This window comes from Mesorhizobium sp. XAP4 (genome assembly GCF_029269325.1).
Classification (GTDB): domain Bacteria; phylum Pseudomonadota; class Alphaproteobacteria; order Rhizobiales; family Rhizobiaceae; genus Mesorhizobium; species Mesorhizobium ciceri.
The window spans coordinates 1,244,823-1,267,883 of record NZ_JARIXW010000001.1; the positions used below are offsets into that span (position 1 = coordinate 1,244,823).

Below are 23,061 nucleotides of genomic sequence, written 5' to 3' on the forward strand. Positions count from 1 at the left end.
AAGAAGCGTTTTAGCCTTTCGCGATCCGGAATAGCGCCAGATAAGAAAATCCCGCACCGTCTTCGAGACGGCGCGGGATTTTTGTCAACAAACTAGCTCAGGTGGCTGAAAGGCTTAGAAAAAGCCCTTCCGCTGCCACCATCCGCCGCGTTTCGGCTTGTCGTCGGTCTTGTCCTCGGCCTTGGCCGCGGGTTCTTCCGCTACGGTCGAAGACACCACCGGCTCGACCGGCGCATTCACCGCCGCCGGCTTGCGCCGCGACGGGCGGGCCTTCGGTGCCTTCTCGACAGCCGCTGCTTCGTCGGACGCCGTGGCCGGCGTCTCGACCGGTGCTTCCGCCTCGGCAGCCGGCTCTTCGGCGACGATTTCGGCTGCGGCCTTCTTCGGCTTGGCGGCACGGCGTGGCTTCTTCGGCTTCTCCGTGCTCGGCGCGTCGTCATTGGCCGGAGCAAGCACCACCGGCTCTTCGGCCGCTGCGGTAACCACCGGCTCGCTAGCGATCACCTCGGTTGCCGAGACTTCGCCTTCGGACGCGTCGGCTGCTTCGCCAGCACTTGCCTCAGCCTCGCCTTCACCGTCTTCGCGGCGGTTGCGCTTGCCGCCGCGCTTGCCGCGCCGGCGCTTCTTGCCCTGGCCTTCGTCCGAAGCTTCAGCTGTGGCAGGAGTTTCGGAAACACCAACAGGGGCATTGTCGTCCGCTTCCGCGTCGCCATCTCCGGCGGCCGAGTCCGAGTCCGAAAACTCGCCGGCCGGAGCCGAGACGGAAGCACCGTCCGCAGGGGCGCCATGTTCGCGATCGCGATCCTTGCCGCCACGCCGACGCCGACGCTTGCGGCGCTTGCGGTCGCGGCCTTCGCCTTCCTCACCACCGGCAGCGGGCCGCGGCTGCTGTTGCTGCGGCTGCTGGCGTGGCTGTTCTGCCTGGATCGGCGCCTCGTCGTCTTCCTCGATGACGGCAATCTCATCCTCGGGCTCGTCCGGCTCGACATAGGCCGGGAAGCTGCGCGCCTCGACAAAGCCTTCCGGCTTTTCAGCCAACGCGCCGCGGAAGATCGCATAGTGCTGCGAACCCACCGAATCGTCGGCCTCGACGGTGATCGTCAGCCCGAAGCGGCTTTCGAGTTCCACCAGCGTGCCGCGCTTGTGGTTGAGCACGTAGAGTGCTGTCGCCGCCGGCGTCCGCACCGTGATGTGGCTGCGCGAATCCTTGAGCAGGAATTCCTCGATCGCCCGCACCACCATCAGCGCGACCGACGAATCGGAGCGCACATGGCCGGTGCCGCCGCAATGCGGGCAAGGCTTCATGGTCGATTCCAGCACGCTGGCGCGGATGCGCTGGCGTGACATCTCCATGAGGCCGAAATGCGAGATACGGCCGACCTGGATGCGCGCACGATCGTTCTTGAGGTGATCCTTCAGCCGCTTCTCGACGGAGCGGTTGTTGCGGTTCTCCTCCATGTCGATGAAGTCGATGACGATCAGGCCGGCAAGATCGCGCAGCCTTAGCTGACGCGCGACTTCCTCGGCCGCTTCCAGATTGGTGTGGAGCGCGGTGTCCTCGATCGAGTGCTCCTTGGTGGAGCGGCCCGAATTCACGTCGATGGCAACCAGCGCTTCGGTCTGGTTGATGATGATGTAGCCGCCGCTCTTCAGCGTCACTTGCGGCTGCAGCATGCGGTCGAGCTGTGCCTCGATGCCGTTGCGCACGAAGATCGGCGTCGTGTCGCGGAACGGCTGAACCACCTTGGCGTGGCTCGGCATCAGCATGCGCATGAAGTCCTTGGCCTCGCGGTAGCCTTCCTCGCCGGAGACAAGAATCTCGTCGATATCCTTGTTGTAGAGGTCGCGGACCGAGCGCTTGATCAGGCTGCCTTCCTCGTAGACCAGGGCAGGGGCCGTGGACTGCAAGGTGAGATTGCGGACATTTTCCCAAAGCCGCATCAGATATTCGTAGTCGCGCTTGATCTCTGCCTTGGTGCGGCTCTCGCCGGCGGTGCGCAGGATGACGCCCATGCCCTGCGGCACTTCGAGATCGGCGACGACCTCCTTGAGCCGCTTGCGGTCGACCGCGCTGGTGATCTTGCGCGAAATGCCGCCGCCACGCGCCGTGTTCGGCATCAGCACCGAATAGCGGCCGGCCAGCGACAGATAGGTGGTCAGCGCCGCGCCCTTGTTGCCGCGCTCTTCCTTGACGACCTGCACCAGGAGGATCTGCCGGCGCTTGATCACTTCCTGGATCTTGTACTGGCGGCGCACCGGCTTGCGGCGGTTGCGCACTTCTTCCAGCGCATCCTCGGCGCCGACCGATTCGACCTCGTGATCGTCCGGATGCGAGGACTGCACTTCTTCCAGCATGCCGCGATCATTGTCGCCGGAGGTCGCTTCGCTGCCTTGTTCGGCCAGCGGGACGGCTTCGGAAATCACATCGGCCTCGACCGAGGCGGCGATCGACGTCGGGCCGCCTTCGCGGATTTCGCCTTCGTCCTGCTCGGCCGAATCCTCACCATGCTCGGACGCATCGGCATGTTCGGACGAATCAGCCGCATGTTCGATGATCTCGGACGTGTGCGAGATGTCCTCGACACCAGCGTCGGCACCTTCTTCTGCCTCGTCGGCAGCGTCGCTCGCCTCGCCGGAATCGGCTGCATCGCGCTTGTGCTCGCCCCGGTCGCGGGGCTTGCCGCCGCGCCTGCGGCCGCGCCGTCCGCGATCGCGGCTCTGGCGATCATCGCCGTCGCCGTCCTCGTTCTCCTCGTCCTCAGCCTCCTGCGCTTCCGCGCGCAGCAGTGCCTGACGATCGGCGACCGGAATCTGGTAGTAATCGGGGTGGATTTCACTGAAGGCGAGAAAACCGTGACGGTTGCCGCCATATTCGACAAAGGCTGCCTGAAGGGAGGGCTCTACGCGCGTTACGCGGGCTAGGTAGATGTTTCCTTTGAGCTGCTTCTTGTCCTGGGATTCAAAGTCGAATTCTTCAATACGGTTACCGCGTATGACGACAACGCGTGTTTCCTCCGGGTGGGAGGCGTCTATCAGCATTTTGTTGGGCATTATTTCGTTTCCCCCCGGCAGCCGTCAGCCGCAGCTTGCGAGGCAAAGCCTGCTGCTGCGTGTCTGGAATGTGGGTGCCGGATATTTGAACGTCCGTCGGCCGCCGCTTGAGCGCCATGGCGGTGCCGCCCGCAGCCATAATGGCGCGGTTTGATGCGGACCTTTCCATGATTGCGCTTGAAGCCATCGTCACCAACAGAACCTTTTGAACCAAAGCCCGGACGAACCGGACCAGCTTGTTTGCTCATACAGAGCCGGCACGGGAACAAACCCGGCCGTTTTCCTCACGCAGGCGATTCCCCCGCCACGGGAGCACGCCTGCGAAATTCGTCGCGATCACCTGAACCCTTTTCGCCTGAAGCGAAAGGAGCCGCCTTTACGTCTGACCCTGTAGCAAGAAGCTGCGGAGGAGGGCGGTTCCAGGATTGCAGTGATCCACCATCGCTTTTATGATTTGGCGGGGTGGAAGGCAACCCCGATTTCCGATGCCGGCAAAAAGCCGTTCCGTAGCGTAAAGCCAGGCTTGCGGCCCTGCATGAAAAGGCTTGGTTAACCTTCTCTGGATACCAATCGTTAATCGAGTTCGCGGCCTAACCGGCATTTCGACGAAACGACCGGGCGCCGGGCGCCAAACCGGGAGCGACTGCAAGAGAGATGGGATTGGCGGACTTCACAGACAAGGGATGTCCTGTCGGCGGCCGGATCCTGGCCGCTTTCTGCCTCTTGCTGCTGCTGGCGGCCTCATCCGTCTTGTCTGCAAATGCCAGTGCCGCCGACGCTCCGCTCGTGGCAAAAGGCTACAAGATGGCCGGCGATGCCACCAAGATGCGCATCGTCATGGATTTCGACCGCGAACCCGATATCAAATGGTTCCTGCTGCGTGGTCCCAACCGTCTTGTCATCGATCTCGCGAATACGAGATTCGCCGTGGATGCCAAGGATTTGAAGGCGCGGGGCCTGGTCAAGGGCGTGCGCCTGGGCGAACTCGGCGAGGGCGTTTCGCGTCTGATCCTCACCGGCAAGGGACCCTTTGCCGTCGACAAGCTCGACGTGCTCAAGAACGAGGACGGAACCGGCTACCGCATTGCCATCGATATGTCAGCGGCATCCGAACGCGAGTTCGATGCCGCACTTGCCAATCAGGCGCTGACCACCGGATCGACCGTTTCGACCGACAAGGGAGGGCGGGTCGGCACCGGGCCGGTCTCCAATCCGGGCCATCGGTTCACCGTCGTCATCGACCCCGGCCATGGCGGCATCGACGGCGGTGCCGAGGGCCTGAACGGCACCATCGAAAAAAACGTCACGCTGGCCTTCGCCACGGAGCTGCGCGACAAACTCGCGGCGGTCGGCAATTATGATGTGTTCATGACGCGCGACACAGACGAATTCCTGCGTCTGGACGACCGCGTGCGCATTGCCCGTCAGCATGAGGCCGACCTGCTTATTTCGATCCATGCCGACACGATCAGCGTCAAGGGCATTCGCGGCGCCACCGTCTATACCGTCTCCGACAAGGCTTCGGACCCCGAGGCGCAGGCGCTTGCCGACCGTGAGAACCTCTCCGACCAGTTCGCCGGCATGGAAATCAAGAACGACAACAAGGAAGTCACCGACATCCTGATCGACCTGATCCGCCGCGAAACACACAACTTCTCGATGAGTTTCGCCCACACGCTGGTTGGCCAGTTGTCGACCAGCGTCGGTCTTATCAACAATCCGCAGCGCTCCGCGGGTTTCAAGGTGCTCAAGGCACCCGATGTGCCGTCGGTGCTGGTCGAACTCGGTTATCTCTCGAACGCCAAGGACGAGGCGCAGTTGCTCAACGCCGACTGGCGCGGCAAGGCGGCCCAGAGCATAACCAATGCCGTCGCGCTGTTCGCGTCGGCCAAGGCCGGATCGGGAACCGGAGGTTGACATGACCGGCGACGCCTGCAACCAGAGGCGGCGTTGCGCGACGACAACACCCAGTGCTTTTATTTCCGGCCAGCAGCCGTGAAATCAGGCATTGCCGTATTTTGTCCACATGGCGGCGACAAGGGTTTTCGATTACGGATTGGGACCGGCTCGAAAGCTTGCGTGAAAGGCGGCTTCGTTTAGGAAATTCCCGAACCAAGGACTGGAGCGGGTATGATTCGTCTCATTGGCTATTTTTTCGGCATCGGCACGACGCTGGCCCTTCTGGTCGCGGCGGGCGTTGCGATCTACATCGGCCATTTGTCGAAGGATCTGCCCGACTACGAGGTGCTGGCCAAATACGAGCCGCCGGTGACCACCCGCATCCATGCGTCCGACGGCGCGCTGATGGCCGAATATGCGCGCGAACGGCGCCTGTATCTGCCGATCCAGGCCATTCCGGACCGCGTCAAGGCGGCCTTCCTGTCGGCGGAAGACAAGAATTTCTACAATCACCCGGGCATCGATGTGACCGGCCTCGGCCGCGCCATCATCGTCAACCTGCAGAATTTCGGCTCGGGCCGGCGCCAGGTCGGCGCCTCGACGATCACCCAGCAGGTGGCGAAGAATTTCCTGTTGTCCTCGGACCAGACCTACGAGCGCAAGATCAAGGAGATGATCCTCGCCTTCCGCATCGAGCAGGCCTATCCCAAGGATCGCATTCTCGAGCTCTACCTCAACGAAATCTTCTTCGGCTTCGGCGCCTATGGCGTCGCCGGTGCGGCGCTGACCTATTTCGACAAGTCGGTCAACGAACTGTCCGTGGCCGAGGCCGCCTACCTGGCCTCCCTGCCCAAGGGGCCGAACAACTATCACCCTTTCAAGCATGCCGATCGCGCGATCGAGCGCCGCAACTGGGTCATCGATCAGATGGTCGAGAACGGCTATGTCACGCGTGAGGAAGGCAACAAGGCCAAGGCCGAGCCGCTGGGCGTGACGCCGCGGCGCAGCGGCACCTATCTGTTCGCCGGCGAGTACTTCACCGAAGAGGTGCGCCGCCAGATCATCGCCCGCTACGGCGAGAATGCGCTCTACGAAGGCGGCCTCTCCGTCCGCACCACGCTCGATCCGAAGATCCAGCTCATTGCCCGCAAATCGATGCAGAACGGGTTGATGAAATACGACACGCTGCGCGGCTATCGCGGGCCGGTGACATCGATCGATGTCTCGGGCGACTGGGGCGTGCCGCTTGGCGCCGTCAAGGGACTGGAGGATGTTCCCGAATGGTCGCTCGCCGTCGTGCTCGACAGTTCGGCGACCGGCCTGTCGATCGGCCTGCAGCCCGCACGGCAGGCGTCGGGCGAGATCGTCAAGGAGCGCGTCGAAGGCACCATCAGCAAGGAGGACATGGGTTTTGCCATGCGCCATGTGGTCGCCGGCAAGACCGTCAAGGCCAGGTCGCCGGCGGAGGTGCTGAAGCCGGGCGACGTCATCTTCGTGCAGAAAAACGATGGTGCCGAGGGCACCTACAGCCTGCGCCAGGTGCCCGAAGTGGAAGGCGGCCTGATCGCCATGGACCCGCACACCGGCCGCGTGCTGGCCATGGTCGGCGGCTTCTCCTATGCGCAGTCCGAATTCAACCGCGCCACGCAAGCCATGCGCCAGCCGGGCTCCTCGTTCAAGCCGATCGTCTATTCGGCAGCGCTCGACAATGGCTATACGCCGGCCTCGGTCATCATGGACGGGCCGATCACGATCCAGAGCGGCAACACGAGCTGGACGCCGAAGAACTATGACGGCACCGTCGCCGGTCCGGCGACCCTGCGCTCCGGCATCGAGAAGTCGCGCAACCTGATGACGGTGCGGCTTGCCAATGACATGGGTATGAAGCTGGTGGTCGAATATGCCGAGCGCTTCGGTGTCTACGACCATCTGGCACCCTATCTGCCAATGGCGCTGGGTTCCGGCGAAACCACCGTGATGCGCATGGTGTCGGCCTATTCGATCATGGCCAATGGCGGCAAGTCGATCAAACCGTCGCTCATCGACCGCATCCAGGACCGCTACGGCAAGACGGTGTTCAAGCAGGACGAACGTGGCTGCCAGGGTTGCAATGCGCAGGAATGGCAGAACCAGCCGGAGCCGGAGCTGGTCGACAATTCCGAGCAGGTGCTCGACCCGATGACCGCCTACCAGATCACCTCGATGATGGAAGGCGTCGTGCAGCGCGGCACCGGCGCCACCATCGGCGAACTCGGCCGTCACATCGCCGGCAAGACCGGAACCACCAACGACGAAAAGGACGCCTGGTTCATCGGTTACACGCCCAACCTCGTCGTCGGCCTCTACATGGGCTATGACACGCCGCGCGGCCTCGGCCATGGCGCCACCGGTGGCGGCCTCGCAGCCCCGATCTTCAAGGACTTCATGCGAGTGGCGCTGGACGGCACGCCCAATGTCGACTTCAAGGTGCCGGAAGGCATGAACCTGGTCGCCATCAATCGCAAGACCGGCATGCGTGCCGCATCGGGCGATCCCGGCACCATCATCGAAGCCTTCAAGCCGGGCACCGGTCCCGCCGACAGCTATTGGGTGATCGGCATGGGCGCCGACGGCTCAAATGCCACCGGTGGCGCGCTGTCGCCGCAGGCCAATCAGGCTATCCAGTCCGGCGGCGGCGGCCTCTACTGACGATTTTCAGGGGCGGATGGGCTGGCCTTGGGCCGGCCCATTTTGCTTTACAGCCGGCGGCGGCGTGCCTATGTATCGCGCCGACCGATTTCAGCAAACAGGACAGAACAGCCAGCCATGCGCGCGGAAACGCAGAATATTGTCGACGAGATCAGGCAGGCGATAACCCTGCTGAGGAGGCATCTTTGACTGGGATCAAGCCATAAAGCGGCTTGAATACCTCAATGTGCGCGCCGAGGACGCCAGCCTCTGGAACGAGCCGCTGGAAGCGCAGAAGCTGATGCGCGAACGCCAGAGCCTCGAAGAAGGCATCGCCTCGGTGAAAGGTCTGACGCAGGCGCTGGAAGACAATATCGGCCTGATCGAACTCGGCGAGGAAGAGCGCGATGAGGGCGTGATCGCCGAGGCGGAAGCCGCGATCCGCTCGATGCAAGGCGAAGCGAAGGCCCGCCAGGTCGAGACGCTGCTGTCGGGTGAAGCAGACTCCAACGACACCTATCTCGAAATTCATGCCGGTGCCGGCGGCACAGAAAGCCAGGACTGGGCCTCGATGCTGCTGCGCATGTACACGCGCTGGGCCGAGCGGCGCCGTTTCAAAGTCGAAGTGCTGGAAATGCATGACGGCGAAGAGGCCGGCATCAAGTCCGCCACGTTGATGATCAAAGGCCACAACGCCTATGGCTGGATGAAGACGGAATCGGGCGTTCATCGCCTGGTGCGTATTTCGCCCTATGACAGCAATGCGCGCCGGCATACGTCCTTCGCCAGCGTCTGGGTCTATCCGGTCATCGACGACACGATCGAGATCGACGTCTCCGAATCCGACGTCCGCATCGATACTTATCGCTCGTCCGGCTCGGGCGGCCAGCACGTCAACACCACCGATTCGGCGGTGCGCATCACGCATCTGGCCACTGGCATCGCGGTCGCCTGCCAGGCCGAACGTTCGCAGCACAAGAACAAGGCCAAGGCCTGGGAGATGCTGCGCTCGCGCCTTTACGAGGAAGAGCTGAAGAAGCGCGAGGCGGTTGCAAACGCCACCGAAGCATCGAAGAGCGATATCGGCTGGGGCCACCAGATCCGCTCCTATGTGCTGCAGCCCTATCAGTTGGTGAAGGATCTCCGCACCGGCGTCGAGAGCACCAGCCCGTCGAGCGTGCTCGATGGCGACCTCGACGATTTCATGGAAGCCTCGTTGTCGCAGCGCATCGAAGGCGGTGCCGGCGAAGCCGTGGCGGACCTGGACTAGGATATGCCCATATTCAGGTGAGGCCGGCCTGGCCTCATCTGAACATACCCCTGCGCACCACAGCAATGGAGGAGAGAGTGCCGAGCAAGCTCACCGGAAAATGCTTTTGCGGCGCGGTTCACTACGAGGTGGCCGACGAATTCCTCTATGCCGCGAATTGCCATTGTTCGGACTGCCGGCGCACCACCGGTTCGGCATTCAAGCCTTTCGCCGGTATCGAGCGTGAAAAGTTTGTCCTCACCGAAGGCGAGGACAAACTCCTGATCTTCGGCGACCAAAGCGGCCACAACGCGCATTGCTGCCGGTGCGGCTCCTTGCTTTATTCGCTCGTGCGCGACGGCGCCTACGTCCATGTCGCCATGGGAACGCTCGTCGACGACCCATCCATTCGTCCAACCGAGCACATCTTCGTCGGTTCGAAGGCGGGCTGGTTCACCATCACCGATGACCTGCCGCAGTATCAAGAGCACGTGATTGCCGGCTCCGACCAGCAATAGGCTGGAACCACAGCGGGCCAATCCCGTTTATTCGACGCCCGTTTGCCGGGAATTGACCTTGGCCTCATCTCGTCGGCGGTAGCGGATGCCTGACGTCTGTAGAACGATGTCGGGAATGCATGTTCTTGCGCCGACCAAGGAATCAGCCCAGCATCCAAGGGCTGGGAGAGAAAAAGCATTTATGGCCGGACGCGGCATATCTGCGACCCGACGATCCGGCCACTGGGAAGATACGTTCCGGGAACGGGCAAGCGAAACGCTTGATGCTCGTTTGAAAGGAACGTTTCCATGTCTGCTGCCACACTCAGATCGGCCAATGCCGTTCAACCGGCTGGCCGACTTTTGTTTTCCCTGTTCGCGATCGGCGCGATGGCAATGCTGACGGCACCTGCCTTCGCGCATGACGCCACGCCCACGGCGGCAAAGCCACAAGGCTGGAGTTATCCGTTCGCATGCTGCGCCAACTATGATTGTCGCACGACCCATACGGGCGAAGTGCTGGAGAAACCCGAGGGCTATGTCATCGCCGGAACGGGTGAGGTCGTTCCAATGACCGACAAGCGTGTCAAGGACAGCCCGGACGGCGAGTTCCATTGGTGCGCGCACCAGGGGGGCCTCGACGCCGGCAGGACAATCTGCCTGTTCGTGCCGCCGCGCTCTTATTGACGATAGGAACGCATTCCGACGTCCGCCTGATCGCGTGTGACGGGACGGGCTTGCTGAGACGCGCCTGTCGCGGTAGCGCCGGGTGATGCTTGCTGACAGACAGTTGTCAGGAGCACCTCTTTATGCTGCCTTTGCCGCACAGGGTGGCGGCGACAGGAGGAGTTCGTTGATGACCATCAAGGCAAGCTGTCATTGCAAGGCGACGACGTTCGAGGTTTCGCAAGCACCGCAGACGGTGACGCAATGCACCTGTTCTTTCTGCTCGAAACGCGGCTCGCTCTGGGCCTATTACGTGCCTTCGCAATTCAAGCTCACCAGCCCGATGGAGAACGTCTCTTTCTATCGTTGGGGGTCGAAGACCGTAAAGCACGGTTTTTGCGCCACCTGCGGCTGCGGCACCTTTACCGAAACGCCGGACTGGTCGACAGGCGAGCCGGATTTCGACAATCCCAAGATCAGCGTCAACTCGCGGCTGTTCGATGATTTCGATCTCGACAAGGTCGAAGTGGTTGTCATAGACGGCAAGAACCTCTGGTAGCTTATCCAAACCATTCCGGCACGGCGATGCGGCGCCACCACCGGGTATTGGTCTCTCGGGAAAAGCCGTGAACGGCGCTTTTGCCGTTCCGCTTTTCGCCGCAATTCATGGTACAAGTCGCGGGAAGGGCTGATTTGGCGCCACCGCAAGGCGTGACTTGGAGAGGGACCATCCTATGAAAAAGACTGTGCTCGTCGTCGTGGCGACGGCTGTGCTCGTGAGCGCCTGCACCACCACCGATCCGTATACAGGCGACCAGAAGATTTCCAACACGGCGGCCGGCGCCGGCCTTGGCGCCCTGGCGGGTGCCAGCCTTGGCCTGCTTGCCGGTGGCAACGACCGCCGCAACGCACTGATCGGCGCCGGCATCGGCGCGCTGGCCGGCGGCGCCATCGGCGCCACGATGGACCAGAACGAGGCCGAACTGCGCCGGCAGCTCGAGGGCACCGGTGTCAGCGTAACCCGCAGCGGCGACCAGATCATCCTCAACATGCCGTCCGACATCACCTTCAACTCGGATCAGGATGCGGTGAAGCCCGGCTTCTATCAGGTCCTGAACTCCGTCGCGCTGGTGCTGAAGAAGTTCAAGCAGACCACGGTCGACGTGTTCGGCCACACCGATTCGACCGGTGGCGACCAGCACAATTTCGATTTGTCGCAGCGTCGTGCTTTGGCGGTGGCGAACTATCTGTCCGGTCAGGGCGTGGATCAGCGGCGCTTCGCCGTCACAGGCTTCGGCAAGACACGTCCGGTCGCATCCAATGCCACAGCCGAAGGTCGGGCGCAGAACCGCCGCGTCGAGATCCAGCTGTCGCCGCTCACCTGATCCGTCCGGCAAGCGAATGCGAAACGGCCCTCATGCGGGGCCGTTTTTGTTTGAGCTGACATCGGCGCTCTGGATGGGTACGGTATAGATTTAGTTACTGCTAAAATATAGCTTTCCGGCGGCCATGGAAAGGAATAGCATCATGGCAGTCCAGCGGGGATGAGGCGGTGTAACCGGCCGCGCAATCAGCATTTTTCCGCCTCGGTCTTGCACGGCCAGATCAGAAATCTGGGAGGAATGCATGACAAGAACAGCCAGCCTTGGGCGCTGTGGCGTCCTCGTTTTAACAGGTTTGGTAGGCGCGTGGCTGAACGTTGCTTCGGCTCGGGCCGAGGACGCCAACAAGGCCGACATCGAAGCCTTGAAAAAGTCGCTCGCCAAATATGAGGATTACACCGCTGCCGTCCGCGACCTCTATCTGTCGACGGTCGGCTGCGTCTACTACAGCGGAGAAAAGATAGCGGGCGCGATGGATTACCCGAAGGGCGCCATGGGTATTCACTTCGTCAATGTCCCGAGTGTCGGCCAGAAGCTCGACCCGATGCACCCCAACGTGCTGATCTATGAACCGACCAAGAAGGGTTTGCGGCTGGTGGGCGCGGAATGGCTGGTGCCTCTGACGCCGGACATAAAGGAGCCTCCGAAGCTGTTTGGCCAAACCTTCATGGGGCCGATGGAGGGGCACTACCCTCTCATCCCGAAGGAGTTCGTCCACTATGACCTTCATGCCTGGCTCGGAGACAATCCGAACGGCATGTTCAGTCCGACGAACCCGAACGTGAAATGCTCGAAGGCCGAGTTTCCGATGCTGGAAAAACCGACCAAGATGATGCCTGGGCCGATGTAACGGGCGAACCAGGCTGGAGCTCTACCGAGAAGGCAAGCCGGATGGCTGGCTTGCCTTCGAAGCGGTCGGGATCAGACCTTGGCGACGATCCGCATGAAGGCCGGCATGTCATCGCCGAAGCCAACGGTGGAATCGTTGTCTTCCTGGTGACGTTGGCGGGCAGGGCGGCTGTTGTCTCGCTGCGGCCGGGTATCGCCGCGTTCCGGTGCGCGCTGTTCGTTGCGATCGGACGATTTGCGCTCGGTGTTTTCCGAACGGATCGCTTCCTTGCGCGAGCGCCGTTCGCCGACGTCGGCGGCTGCCGCTGCGACCTCGGCCACCGGCTGGTCCTCGCGGACTGTTTCCGGTGCCGTGTCTTCGCTGCGCTTGGCGTGGCGTTCGCGCGGTTTGCGCTCGCCGCCCTTTTCCCTGCTGCGGTCGTCGTCCTTGCGACCGGCGCGGCGCGGTGCGCCCTTGCCACGGCGCGGAGCATCGTCCTCGCCGCCTTCGCTGGCAACCACCGTCGATAAGTCGCCGTCATGCCATTCGATCTTGTTGCCGATCAGCCGCTCGATGGCGTCGATGTATTTGGTGTCCGACTTGGTCGCGATGGTGAAGGATTTTCCGGAGCGTCCGGCGCGGCCGGTACGGCCGATACGGTGGACATAATCCTCGGCATGGATCGGCACGTCATAGTTGAAGACATGGCTGACGTCGGGGATGTCCAAGCCGCGCGCGGCGACGTCGGAAGCGACGAGGTAGCGCAGCTTGCCGTCGCGGAAATTGGCCAGCATCTGCATGCGCGCGCGCTGGTCCATGTCGCCATGCAGCGCACCGGCGTCGAAATCATACTTCAGCAGCGAGCGGAACAGTTCCGACACTTCGATCTTGCGGTTGCAGAAGATGATGGCGTTCTTCAGTTCGGCATCTTCGGCCTTGATCAGGTTGCGCAGCGTCTCGCGCTTGTCCCACGGCTTGGAGCCTGATTTGACCAGCCGCTGGGTGATGTTGGTGGCGGCGGACGCGGCCTTCGAGACCTCCACGCGCACCGGCGCATGCAGGAATTTCTCGGTCAGCTTGGTGATTTCCGGCGGCATCGTCGCCGAGAAGAACAGCGTCTGCCTGGTGAACGGGATCATCTCGCAGATGCGCTCGATGTCGGGAATGAAGCCCATGTCGAGCATGCGGTCGGCTTCGTCGATGACGAGGATCTCGACGCCATTGAGCAACAGCTTGCCGCGCTCGCGGTGATCGAGCAGGCGGCCGGGCGTCGCGATCAGCACGTCGACGCCGCGCTCCAGCTTCTTGTTCTGTTCGTCGAATGAGACACCGCCGATCAGGAGCGCGATGTTGAGCTTGTGGTTCTTGCCATATCGGATGAAATTCTCTTCGACCTGCGCGGCGAGTTCGCGCGTCGGCTCCAGGATCAGCGTGCGCGGCATACGGGCGCGGGCCCGGCCGTTTTCGAGGCGGGTCAGCATCGGCAGCACGAAGGAAGCCGTCTTGCCAGTGCCGGTCTGGGCGATGCCCAAAATATCCTTGCCGAGCAAGGCGTGCGGGATCGCACCAGCCTGGATCGGCGTCGGCTGGGTGTAGCCGGCGTCGGTGACTGCGGAAAGGACCTTCGGCGACAGGCCGAGGTCTGCGAAGGTCAACGCTTCTTGAGCGGTCGTGGTGTCTGAGGACAAGTGTTGTTGTCTTTGGCTGGTTCGGGGAAGCGCAACGGCGTCTAATGGCGTCGCGGCAAGCGCCACGCGCCTGCAAGATCGGTATTGCAATTAGGAGCAAGCCCTCGATTTGTCAACAGAAACGGGCAGCAATGGCACGATTGTGAAGTTGTAACCTTAATCGGGATGCTTAATCGACCTGTCGGTCGCAGCGCCGGCTCAATAGCGGAACTGTTCGGCGAGAATACGCTCGTTCCAGGAATGATTGGGATCGAACAGCAACGTTGCTGTCGCGGTGGGTGATTCTCGCACCGTCACCGAGGTCACCGCCTTGACCTCGGTATGGTCGGCGGCGGCGTTCACCGGCCGCTTTTCCGGCTCGCGGATATCGAAGCGCACCGTCGCTTTGTTGGAGAGCAGCGCGCCGCGCCAGCGGCGCGGGCGAAACGGGCTGACCGGGGTCAGCGCCAGCAGCGGCGCGTCGAGCGGCAGGATCGGCCCGTGCGCCGAAAGATTGTAGGCGGTGGACCCGGCCGGGGTTGCGATCATGACGCCGTCGCAGTTCAGTTCCTCAAGCCGGACCTGTTCGTCGACGGTGATGCGGATCTTGGCCGTCTGGTACGATTGACGCCACAGCGCCACCTCGTTGATAGCCAGTGCCGAAATCGTTTCGCCTTCCGAGGTCACGGCCAGCATCTCCAGCGGGCGGATGGTTTCGGCGACGGCGGCTTCGAGACGCTCGGTCAGGCCACCGGAACGATACTCGTTCATCAGGAAGCCGATGGTGCCACGGTTCATGCCGTAGACCTTCTTGCCGGTCCCCATCGTGTCGCGCAGGGTCTGCAGCAGGAAGCCGTCACCCCCAAGGGCAACGACGATCTCGGCCTCCTCGACGGAAGACTGGCCATAGCGCGCCGACAGGCTTTCCAGCGCCGTCTTGGCGTCAGCGGTGTCGGACGAGACGAAGGCGATGTGGCTGGCGGCTTTGCTCATGGCTCCCCGATGACGACCGGTTGGCAGCGGCAGGGCCGCGCCAATTTCGGGGTAGCATGGGCGGGGTAGGTCTGCAAACGGAGCCGCCATCCCGGATGGCAATGCCATTCCGGGATGGCGAGGCGACCGCGGGACGGCGGATGCGGACATGCGTTCGCGTATCATGTCAAAGGCTACGCGAATGTGATGGTTAAGACCGGCTTTAAAGTCTCGTAAAGCCGGATCGGTCATGTTAGCCGGCAGTGGATGGGTGGCGTGGGGGCTAGCCAGTCGAGGCCGACATATTGCCGGTAACACGCCTGATCATTGTCTTTCTGATGCTGGGAAGCTTCGCGCTGCTCTTTGCCGAACTGGTGCGCCAGTCCGAAGAGACGAGCTTCCGACCGCAGCCCACGGCGTCGCGCTGTGGTGACGCAGCCGGAGCGCCATGCCCGCAAAGGGCGCTGTAGCGCTGTAACCTGATCATCCTTTCGGACGACCGGCGGCATTGGCGGCCGCTTCGGTGCGCGACATCGCGCGGCAGTTTCTCTCCTTAAAAACAGAGGCCGGTCGGCTGCCGCACGTTCCACTCGTGAAAGCTTGCTGTTTGCACTCGCGGCGCTTGGCGGTGTAGATGGGTGCACCGATTGGCGGAAAGGTTTTTGGGTAGCCTCGTATCCGCCGTTGTTGGGAAACAAGCCCTGCGGCTCGTTGACTGGCCGGGTGTCTGGAGCAGGGGGGTCCATGTCGCGCAGCGTGTTGATTTCTGGTGGCTGCGGCTTCCTCGGCTCACATCTGGTCGACCGTCTGTTGCGGCGAAGCGATCTGGAAAAGCTGATCGTCGTCGACAATCTTTGGACCGGGACGCGAGACAACGTCGCACATATCGCCGATCCGCGTTTCGATCTGCAGATTGCCGATGCCGAAAGCTTTTCATCCCTTCAACGCTTCGATGAGATCATTCATCTCGCGTCGCCGGCTTCGCCGCTTTGGTACATGCGCGAGCCGGTACGCACGATCAAGGCCAACATCGGCGGCGCGCTCAATCTTCTGACGCTGCTCAAGCCCGGCGGCCGTTTCTGCTTCGCCTCGACCTCGGAAGTCTATGGCGACCCCCTGGTTTCACCCCAACCCGAGAGTTACAGGGGATCGGTGGACTGCACCGGTCCCAGGGCCTCTTATGATGAAAGCAAACGCTGCACCGAGGCATTGCTGTTCGAACAGCAGCGGGTTGTCGGGCTCGACATTCGAGTCGTCAGGATTTTCAACACATATGGGCCGCGAACCCGCATCGACGACGGACGCGCCGTTTCGAACTTTGCCATCCAGGCTCTGACAACCGGGGTGCTGACGGTCTATGGCGACGGGTCCCAATCGCGCAGTTGGGGTTATGTCGACGACATCGTCGAGGGGCTGGAACGTTACTTCTGGCGCGACGGCATCTCGCATCGCGGCCCTCTGAACATCGGCAACGATCACGAGGTTTCCGTCCTGCGCATCGCGGAATTCGTCAGGTCGCTTGTCCCCGGCAGCCGCATCGAGCACCACCCTCCGGCTCCCCAGGATCCGACAAATCGGCGTCCGGACCTGACGTCGGCGAGGCATGTCCTTCCTGGCTGGGAAGCCAGGACGGGCTATCAGGAAGGCATCGGGCGCACCTTCGATTGGTTCCGTCAGCGAATTGCGGCCGGAACCGTTGCGGCCTCAACGGCCTGACGCGCCCGACGTCGCGGCCAAAGCTCTTTCCTGGCTGCCCACTTGGTCACCACCGCATCGGGCGCATCGATCGGCGAGCCATGGCCGTATCCGCATAAAGATATTGACTGCATGTTTAGTCATAGTTACTCCTGAGGTCGCGAATTGAGTTGGACAGCCGGCGCCAGCCGGTGAATGGCCACCATGAAGAGGGGAATATCTCGACTGCGATGCGGCTTGCCGTTGCCGGTGCGCCGCATGCCGCAAATGCGATGCCGACGGCCGTTCTCGTGCCGTCGATCGGCATTGTCGCGGCCATCTTTTCGTCAGCAGGAAACGGACCTGAGGCCGTAACGCCGCCGGTCCCAACAATGGGAGCATACAGCATGAACTGGAAACTGACCGCGACGGCCATCGGCCTGTCGCTGCTGACTGTCACGGGCGTTGCCCATGCCGACGGCGAACTCAACATCTACAATTGGGGCAACTACACCAGCCCCGAGCTGATCAAGAAGTTCGAGGAGACCTACAAGGTCAAGGTCACCGTCACCGACTATGATTCCAACGATACCGCCCTGGCCAAGGTCCGGCAGGGCGCCTCCGGCTATGACATCGTCGTGCCCTCGGCGAGCGTCGTGCCGGTCTGGATCAGCGAAGGTCTGCTCTTGGAGACCGATCCCAACAAGATGGAGAACTTCAAGAACGTCGATCCCAGGTGGGTCGATGTTCCATTCGATCCAGGCCGCAAATATACCGTTCCATGGCAGTGGGGAACGACCGGCATTTCGGTGAACAAGTCGGTTTATGCGGGCGACCCCAACACATCGGCGATCTTCCTCGACCCACCCCCCGAACTCGTCGGCAAGATCAATGTCGTACCCGAAATGGGTGACATCATGTTCCTCGCCATCGCTTACGAGGGTGGCAAATATTGCAGCAGCGACATGCAAATGCTGAAGAAAGTGCATGACAAGCTGGTGGAGGCCAAGGCGAAATGGCTTTCGCTCGACTATGCGGCCGTCGATGGCCTGGGCAGGGGCGACATCGCCGCGGGCGTCAACTGGAACGGCATATCGCTGCGCGAGCGACTTGAGAACGACAAGATCGTCTATGGCTATCCCAAGGAAGGCTATCCGATCTGGATGGACAATGTCGCTGTCCTCAAGGACGCCAAAAACGTCGACAACGCCAAGCTGTTCCAGAATTTCATCATGGATCCGCAGAATGCGGCACTGATCTCAGCCTTTGCGCGTTATTCGAACGGTATCAAGGGCTCGGAAGCCTTCATGCCCGACGACATGAAGACCGCGCCGGAAGTCAACATTCCCGCCGATTTCGCCCCCAAGGGCCAGTTCATGCAGGCATGCCCGCCCGACGTGCAGGCGCTCTACACGAAGATCTGGACCGACCTGCAGAAATGACCTGACCAGGCTTTCCCGCGCCGCTGCACGCGGCGCGGTCATCTCCGTCCATGCAACGCGATGCGCAGATCGCAGGAGACTTCCCATGACCGATCTCGACCTTTGCTACATGCCGGCCAGCGAGGCGCTGCGGCTGTTCAAGGCAAAGAAGCTTTCGCCCGTCGAACTGATGCAGGCCACCATCCGCCGCGCCGAAGCCACCAAGCCGACGATCAACTGCCTCACCTTCACGCATTTCGACGAGGCGATGGACCTGGCCAGGAAAGCCGAGGCGAAATACGCCAGGGGCGCCCGTACCGGGGCGCTCGAGGGGCTGCCGATCGGCATCAAGGACGAGAGCTACATCAAGGACAAGCCGACCTCGCACGGCTCGCTGCTGTCCCGGGATGCCATCGGTGGCCATACGTCGACGATGAACGAGCGCATCATCAAGGCCGGAGGCATTGTCCATGCCCGCACGGCGACGCCTGAATTCAGCTGCGCCGGCTACACCTGGTCGAAACGCTGGGGCGTGACGCGTAATCCGTGGAACCGGGATTTCACGCCCGGCGGTTCGTCCGGCGGTGCCGCGGCGACGCTGGCGTCCGGCACGTCGTCGATCGCCACCGGCTCGGACATTGCCGGGTCGATCCGAATTCCCGCGTCGGCCTGCGGTCTTGTCGGCTTCAAGCCGCCTTACGGGCGCAATCCGGACGAGCCGCCGTTCAACCTCGATTTCTACTGCCACACCGGACCTTTGGCGCGAAACGTCGGGGATGCGATCCTGCTGCAGAACGTGATGGCCGGACCGAGCCCGCTCGACATCGCCACGCTCCGCCCCAAACTGCGCCTGCCCAGCGACTACAAGCCGATCAAGGGCTGGAACATTGCTTTCTCGATGGACCTCGGTTCTTTCGAGGTCGATCCGGACGTGCGCAAGAACACGCTTGCCGCCTGCGATGTGTTTCGCTCGCTTGGCGCCACGGTCGAGGAAGTCGATCTGGGCTGGGGCGACGACGTGCTCAAGGCGGGCATGGCCTATCTCGAACATCTGTTCGGCGCCTCACTGTCGCAACTGCTCAAGGAGCACGGCAAGGACATGACGAGCTATGCCAGGCAGTTCGCCGAGGACGGGCAAAGGTCGAAGGCGACGGACTTTGTCGGAACACTGGAAGTGGCGGCCAGGATGTACCAGACTCTGGGGCCGCTGCTGGAGACCTACGATGTGCTGATCTGCCCGACCAACGCGCTTCCCGCCGTGCCGGCGGAGTTCGATCAGACAACGGGCACGGTCGAGATCAACGGCAAGCAGGTGAACCCGTCGCTTGGCTGGGTGATGACGACGCCGTTCAACATGATGAGCCGCTGTCCGGTTCTATCCGTGCCGTCGGGCCGGGCGGCAAGCGGCGTGCCGACAGGCATCCAGATCGTCGGCCGCACCTATTGCGATGCCGATGTCTTCCGGGCGGCCATGGCCTATGAGACGGCCAAGGGGCAGTGGTACACAAACGCCGAAACGCGCCCGTCGCTATAACAGCGATGCGGCCCTTGCCGCGATCGTGGTTGATCTGCGGTTTCGGTTGTGGTGAGCCGACGCCGGACACCTCGAATAGACGGATCCGTGGCGGCGTCGGCGATCGCCGGCAGAAGGTCCGAAAGGAGCTGGACGAAGATGGCGCAACAGAAAGCTGCGGCGGCAAAACGCAAAGGCGCAACGGCGAAGAATGGACGTGCGGCAAACGATGCCGCGCCGCCCAAGGACCGTCGGCGCGAACGCGGCGAAGCCAGCGTGCAGCGGATCATCGACGCCACCATCGAGCTCATCGCGGAGGAGGGGCTGGCAAGCGTCACCATGCAGCGCATCGCCGAACATGTCGGCTCGTCCAATGCCCTGGTCGTCTTCCATTTCCGCAGCAAGGAGAACCTGTTTCGCGCCGTCCTGCAGTATCTCAGCGATCGATATGACGAGCTGTGGGTGACGCTGGTGCGAGCGCCGGGCCTGTCGCCGGTTGAGCGGGCCCTGGGCGCAGTCGATTGCGCGCAACGTTTCGCCCGCCAGCACCCGAAATGGGTTTCGGTCTTTGTCGTGTTCTCCAGCGACCGCAAGAGCATGCAGATCTACAATGAGATCGGCCTGCCGAGCGATCTTGCCTACACCGCCGAAGCGCGCGAGTTGCTGATCGAGATTTCGCGCAGCGGCGGTTACACCGGCGTCGACATCGACACGCTGTCGGAGAGCCTGAATTATCTGGTCCACGGCGCCTGGTATTGGGATCATCTCAATCCGTCCAGCCGTGACACCAACGTGCTGCGCAAGACCATGCTGCTCCTGCTGCATCAGGCATTCCCGCGGCATTTCGAACTGATGCGCTAGAGCAATTCCAGGAAAAGTGTGAAACGGTTTTCCGTCCGGAATTGCGCCAAACAAGGAGTTGGAGTGGTTCGCCGTTTCCGTGAAACGGTGAACCGCTCTGACCGCTTTCATGGCTGCCGCAGATGGCAGCCGGCCTGCCGCTTCTGTTCCAGATACTCGTCGACAAGCTGGCGGTAGCGCACCTTGCCGAAACTCGGGAAATGGCCGCCATGCACGACCGAGACATCGAGGTCGCGCATACGCAAGAGCGTCGCCATGTAATCGGGGATGTCCGAGTGGTAGACATCGTCGATCAGCGGGCCGTCATAGATGATATCGCCTGATAACAGGATGCCCGTCCTGTTTTCATAGAGCGCGATGCCGCCGGGCGAATGGCCGGGCGTGTGGATCACCTCGAAGGCACGATCGCCGAGATCGACGACGTCCCCATGCTCGAGCAAACGGCCGGCCGGTGCGGGCAGAATGCCGTAGCGCGCCGTGTCCCAGCCTTGCGGCATGCGATCGAACATTTCGTCGGTCGCATAGGTGCCGGCTGCCGTCCACTCGTTACGCGGATCGGCGAGGATCCCGGCCTCGGCGGCGTGCACGCAGCGCTCGGGAAATTCGTGGTGGCAGCCTATATGGTCGAAATGCGTGTGGCTGGCGACGCAAATCAGCTTGCGCTCGCTGACCAACGGCACGTGACGCCTGAGGCTGAAATGGCCAAGCCCGGTGTCGAACAGGAGATCGCGATCGCGGCCGCGCACATGCCACATGTTGCAGCGGAAGAATGGTTTTATCCATGGCTCGTGGATCAAGGTTACGCCATCGCTCATGCGGATGGTCTCGTACCAGTCGGGAGCGTCGATGACCGCAAGCGTTGCCATGTTCAATCCGTCAGCAGGATGATCTGATCGGTATCGCAGGAAATCGCGACCCTGTCGCCCGGCTGGACGGTCGCCGTCGCGGGCAATTTGGCGATGAAGTGGAGCGAAGGGTCCTCGACGGAAACGGCGAGCACGCGCTTGAAGCTGCCCTGGAAGACCACGTCGCTCACCTCGGCCGTGCCGAGCCTGACACCGCCGCGCGCCTCGCCGAGGACAAGATGCTCCGGCCGTATGGCCAGCGCAACGGCAAAGCCGACCGGCAAGGCGCCGGGCAGCGAGACCGGCCCGACCGGCGTCGCGACGGTGCTTGTCCTATCCTTCGCCTCCGTGACCGTGCCGGCGAGGATCGTGCTTTCGCCCATGAAGGTCGCCGAAAAACGCGTCGCCGGCCGTGCGTAGACGCGCTCTGGCGGACCTTCGTCCTCGATGCGCCCGTCATTCATCACCACGCAATGGTCAGCCAGCGCCATCGCCTCTTCCTGGTCGTGCGTGACATGGATAAAGGCGGTGCCGACGCGCTTCTGGATCGCCTTCAATTCATCCTGCATCTGCCGGCGAAGTTTGAGGTCGAGGGCGCCGAGCGGCTCGTCGAGCAACAGCACCGCCGGCTCGATCACCAGCGCGCGCGCCAGCGCCACGCGCTGCCGTTGGCCGCCGGAGAGCTGATGCGGCTTCTTGTCGAAGGCAGAGGCGAGACCGACCAGCGCCAGCGCCTCGCGCGCCTTTGCGGCGCGTGTCGCGCCGTCGACGCCCTGCATGCGCAGGCCGAAGCCGACATTGCTGCCGACGCTCATATGCGGAAACAGCGCATAGTCCTGGAACACCGTCGTCGTTGGGCGCTTGGCCGGCGGCACCGACGTGCAGTCCTGGCCACGGATGAACACCTTGCCTTCGCTGGGGGTGACGAAGCCGCCCAGAATGGACAAGAGCGTCGTCTTGCCGGAGCCGGACGGCCCGAGCAGGATCGTGTAGCTGCCGGGCTCGATCTGCAGCGAGACATCCTTCAGCACGGTGTGCTGGCCGAAGCGATGCGAGACACTGCTGATGTCGACGAGGGGCGCGCTCATGCGGGCTTTCTCCGAAGCAATGTCAGTTCAAAAAACACCACCAGCACGATGGAGACGGCGAAGACCAGCGAGCCGACGGCATTGGTCTTGGGATTGAGGCCGGAACGCAGCAGGTTCCAGATCTCGACCGGCAGCGTGGTGTCGAAGCGGGTGAGCAGGAAGGAGATCACGAATTCGTCCCAGGAGAAGGTCATCGACAGGAAGAAGCCGGCGAAGATGGCCGGCGCCATGACCGGCACGGTGATCAACAGCAGCACCTTCCATTCCGGCGCGCCGAGGTCGCGCGCGGCGCGCTCGATGTTGATCTGGTGGTCGCCCATCTGGCTGTAGATGATGGCAAAGCACAGCGGCAGATTGATCACGACATGGCCGATGCCGGCAGCCAGTAGCGATTTCGGTACGCCGGCCCAGTTGAACAGCACCAGCAGCCCCATGCCGATGATGAGATAGCTGACCGTCAGCGGCAGGGTGATCAGCCCGCGCAGCAGGCCGGAGCCGGGCAGGACGAAGCGGGCAAAGCCCCAGGCGGAAAGGAAGCCGAGCGTCACGGCGGCGAGCGAGGAGATGGACGCCACCAGCAGCGAATTGACCAACGCCGAAGTCAGCCGTGGGTCCGAGAGCACTGCGTCGTACCAGCGCAGCGACGGGCCGGTGAAGGGCGGGATCGGGAACGACGTCGCCTGCAGCGAAAACAGCACCAGCACGATCACGGGCAGGAAGATGAAGCCGTAGACGGCAAGCGCGTAGAGCCAGGAGGCGATGCGGACAATCCTGCGCATC

The 23,061-nt window shown here is 62.5% G+C and carries 19 protein-coding genes; 12 read left to right on the forward strand and 7 right to left on the reverse strand.

Going from position 1 to position 23,061, the window contains the following annotated elements:
- Window positions 1-114: 114 nt before the first annotated feature.
- A complete protein-coding gene (locus tag P3C39_RS06255) occupies window positions 115-3,051 on the reverse strand; it encodes a ribonuclease E/G (RefSeq protein ID WP_024503887.1) in 2,937 nt (978 codons plus the stop codon).
- A gap of 654 nt (window positions 3,052-3,705) precedes the next feature.
- Here P3C39_RS06255 and P3C39_RS06260 point away from each other — a divergent pair.
- The 8 genes from P3C39_RS06260 to P3C39_RS06295 all read left to right on the forward strand — a co-directional run bounded on the left by P3C39_RS06260 (window position 3,706) and on the right by P3C39_RS06295 (window position 12,261).
- The gene (locus tag P3C39_RS06260) at window positions 3,706-4,968 is read left to right on the forward strand and encodes an N-acetylmuramoyl-L-alanine amidase (protein WP_275952943.1); all 1,263 of its coding nucleotides are present in this window, start codon (window positions 3,706-3,708) and stop codon (window positions 4,966-4,968) included.
- Between the two features lie 213 nt (window positions 4,969-5,181).
- A complete protein-coding gene (locus P3C39_RS06265) occupies window positions 5,182-7,638 on the forward strand; it encodes a penicillin-binding protein 1A (RefSeq protein WP_224675720.1) in 2,457 nt (818 codons plus the stop codon).
- Window positions 7,639-7,755: 117 nt separating this feature from the next.
- A protein-coding gene (gene prfB / locus P3C39_RS06270; protein ID WP_013531367.1) for a peptide chain release factor 2 occupies window positions 7,756-8,887 on the forward strand; the annotation gives its coding sequence in 2 pieces (ribosomal slippage) (window positions 7,756-7,821 and window positions 7,823-8,887; 1,131 coding nt in all).
- Window positions 8,888-8,952: 65 nt separating this feature from the next.
- Complete coding sequence (locus P3C39_RS06275) at window positions 8,953-9,384, forward strand: GFA family protein (RefSeq protein WP_063172296.1); 432 nt, start codon at window positions 8,953-8,955, stop codon at window positions 9,382-9,384.
- A 288-nt stretch (window positions 9,385-9,672) separates the two neighbouring features.
- Window positions 9,673-10,050, forward strand: a complete 378-nt coding sequence (locus P3C39_RS06280; protein WP_013531369.1) for a hypothetical protein — start codon at window positions 9,673-9,675, stop codon at window positions 10,048-10,050.
- A gap of 169 nt (window positions 10,051-10,219) precedes the next feature.
- Complete coding sequence (locus P3C39_RS06285; protein WP_024503891.1) at window positions 10,220-10,588, forward strand: GFA family protein; 369 nt, start codon at window positions 10,220-10,222, stop codon at window positions 10,586-10,588.
- Between the two features lie 175 nt (window positions 10,589-10,763).
- Entirely contained in the window at window positions 10,764-11,414 is a 651-nt protein-coding gene (locus P3C39_RS06290) for an OmpA family protein (RefSeq protein WP_013531371.1), read from the forward strand.
- A gap of 241 nt (window positions 11,415-11,655) precedes the next feature.
- The gene (locus tag P3C39_RS06295; protein WP_013531372.1) at window positions 11,656-12,261 is read left to right on the forward strand and encodes a hypothetical protein; all 606 of its coding nucleotides are present in this window, start codon (window positions 11,656-11,658) and stop codon (window positions 12,259-12,261) included.
- Between the two features lie 71 nt (window positions 12,262-12,332).
- Here the strand turns inward: P3C39_RS06295 and P3C39_RS06300 are convergent, their stop codons facing one another.
- Together P3C39_RS06300 and P3C39_RS06305 are read right to left on the reverse strand one after the other, a co-directional pair.
- Window positions 12,333-13,928 carry a DEAD/DEAH box helicase gene (locus P3C39_RS06300; protein ID WP_063172295.1) on the reverse strand — a complete coding sequence of 532 codons (1,596 nt, stop codon included), beginning with the start codon at window positions 13,926-13,928 and terminating at the stop codon, window positions 12,333-12,335.
- A 198-nt stretch (window positions 13,929-14,126) separates the two neighbouring features.
- Window positions 14,127-14,900, reverse strand: coding sequence for an NAD kinase (locus tag P3C39_RS06305; protein ID WP_013531374.1), 774 nt, complete (start codon window positions 14,898-14,900; stop codon window positions 14,127-14,129).
- A gap of 723 nt (window positions 14,901-15,623) precedes the next feature.
- On the opposite strand from P3C39_RS06305, the gene P3C39_RS06310 reads away from it, so the two are divergent.
- Window positions 15,624-16,595 (forward strand): NAD-dependent epimerase/dehydratase family protein, encoded by a 972-nt coding sequence (locus P3C39_RS06310; RefSeq protein ID WP_275952944.1) that lies wholly within the window; start codon window positions 15,624-15,626, stop codon window positions 16,593-16,595.
- 115 nt (window positions 16,596-16,710) lie between these two features.
- Here P3C39_RS06310 and P3C39_RS06315 read toward each other — a convergent pair whose 3' ends face one another.
- Window positions 16,711-16,989 carry a hypothetical protein gene (locus P3C39_RS06315; protein ID WP_127218689.1) on the reverse strand — a complete coding sequence of 93 codons (279 nt, stop codon included), beginning with the start codon at window positions 16,987-16,989 and terminating at the stop codon, window positions 16,711-16,713.
- On the opposite strand from P3C39_RS06315, the gene P3C39_RS06320 reads away from it, so the two are divergent.
- From P3C39_RS06320 to P3C39_RS06330, 3 genes are all read left to right on the forward strand, one after another.
- Window positions 16,961-17,995 carry an extracellular solute-binding protein gene (locus P3C39_RS06320; protein WP_275952945.1) on the forward strand — a complete coding sequence of 345 codons (1,035 nt, stop codon included), beginning with the start codon at window positions 16,961-16,963 and terminating at the stop codon, window positions 17,993-17,995. The genes P3C39_RS06315 and P3C39_RS06320 overlap by 29 nt on opposite strands.
- 85 nt (window positions 17,996-18,080) lie before the next feature.
- Window positions 18,081-19,508, forward strand: coding sequence for an amidase (locus P3C39_RS06325; protein WP_275952946.1), 1,428 nt, complete (start codon window positions 18,081-18,083; stop codon window positions 19,506-19,508).
- Window positions 19,509-19,646: 138 nt separating this feature from the next.
- Entirely contained in the window at window positions 19,647-20,348 is a 702-nt protein-coding gene (locus tag P3C39_RS06330) for a TetR/AcrR family transcriptional regulator (protein WP_013531378.1), read from the forward strand.
- A gap of 107 nt (window positions 20,349-20,455) precedes the next feature.
- Here P3C39_RS06330 and P3C39_RS06335 read toward each other — a convergent pair whose 3' ends face one another.
- From P3C39_RS06335 to P3C39_RS06345, 3 genes are read right to left on the reverse strand one after another with little or no spacing between them, the layout of a single operon-like run.
- Window positions 20,456-21,214 (reverse strand): MBL fold metallo-hydrolase, encoded by a 759-nt coding sequence (locus P3C39_RS06335; protein WP_275952947.1) that lies wholly within the window; start codon window positions 21,212-21,214, stop codon window positions 20,456-20,458.
- Window positions 21,215-21,216: 2 nt separating this feature from the next.
- Window positions 21,217-22,281: an ABC transporter ATP-binding protein gene (locus tag P3C39_RS06340; RefSeq protein WP_275952948.1), complete on the reverse strand. Its 1,065-nt coding sequence runs from the start codon at window positions 22,279-22,281 to the stop codon at window positions 21,217-21,219.
- Window positions 22,278-23,060 carry an ABC transporter permease gene (locus P3C39_RS06345; RefSeq protein WP_013531381.1) on the reverse strand — a complete coding sequence of 261 codons (783 nt, stop codon included), beginning with the start codon at window positions 23,058-23,060 and terminating at the stop codon, window positions 22,278-22,280. Before P3C39_RS06345 ends, P3C39_RS06340 begins: the two co-directional genes overlap by 4 nt.
- Between the last annotated feature and the right edge of the window lies 1 nt (window position 23,061).

Excerpts from the sequence above, each read along its gene's own strand:
- P3C39_RS06255 (WP_024503887.1), bottom strand. The coding sequence starts at position 3,051 with ATGCCCAACAAAATGCTGATAGACGCCTCCCACCCGGAGGAAACACGC.
- P3C39_RS06260 (WP_275952943.1), top strand. The coding sequence starts at position 3,706 with ATGGGATTGGCGGACTTCACAGACAAGGGATGTCCTGTCGGCGGCCGG.
- P3C39_RS06265 (WP_224675720.1), top strand. The coding sequence starts at position 5,182 with ATGATTCGTCTCATTGGCTATTTTTTCGGCATCGGCACGACGCTGGCC.
- P3C39_RS06275 (WP_063172296.1), top strand. The coding sequence starts at position 8,953 with ATGGAGGAGAGAGTGCCGAGCAAGCTCACCGGAAAATGCTTTTGCGGC.
- P3C39_RS06280 (WP_013531369.1), top strand. The coding sequence starts at position 9,673 with ATGTCTGCTGCCACACTCAGATCGGCCAATGCCGTTCAACCGGCTGGC.
- P3C39_RS06285 (WP_024503891.1), top strand. The coding sequence starts at position 10,220 with ATGACCATCAAGGCAAGCTGTCATTGCAAGGCGACGACGTTCGAGGTT.
- P3C39_RS06290 (WP_013531371.1), top strand. The coding sequence starts at position 10,764 with ATGAAAAAGACTGTGCTCGTCGTCGTGGCGACGGCTGTGCTCGTGAGC.
- P3C39_RS06295 (WP_013531372.1), top strand. The coding sequence starts at position 11,656 with ATGACAAGAACAGCCAGCCTTGGGCGCTGTGGCGTCCTCGTTTTAACA.
- P3C39_RS06305 (WP_013531374.1), bottom strand. The coding sequence starts at position 14,900 with ATGAGCAAAGCCGCCAGCCACATCGCCTTCGTCTCGTCCGACACCGCT.
- P3C39_RS06310 (WP_275952944.1), top strand. The coding sequence starts at position 15,624 with ATGTCGCGCAGCGTGTTGATTTCTGGTGGCTGCGGCTTCCTCGGCTCA.
- P3C39_RS06320 (WP_275952945.1), top strand. The coding sequence starts at position 16,961 with ATGAACTGGAAACTGACCGCGACGGCCATCGGCCTGTCGCTGCTGACT.
- P3C39_RS06315 (WP_127218689.1), bottom strand. The coding sequence starts at position 16,989 with ATGGCCGTCGCGGTCAGTTTCCAGTTCATGCTGTATGCTCCCATTGTT.
- P3C39_RS06325 (WP_275952946.1), top strand. The coding sequence starts at position 18,081 with ATGACCGATCTCGACCTTTGCTACATGCCGGCCAGCGAGGCGCTGCGG.
- P3C39_RS06330 (WP_013531378.1), top strand. The coding sequence starts at position 19,647 with ATGGCGCAACAGAAAGCTGCGGCGGCAAAACGCAAAGGCGCAACGGCG.
- P3C39_RS06335 (WP_275952947.1), bottom strand. The coding sequence starts at position 21,214 with ATGGCAACGCTTGCGGTCATCGACGCTCCCGACTGGTACGAGACCATC.
- P3C39_RS06340 (WP_275952948.1), bottom strand. The coding sequence starts at position 22,281 with ATGAGCGCGCCCCTCGTCGACATCAGCAGTGTCTCGCATCGCTTCGGC.
- P3C39_RS06345 (WP_013531381.1), bottom strand. The coding sequence starts at position 23,060 with ATGCGCAGGATTGTCCGCATCGCCTCCTGGCTCTACGCGCTTGCCGTC.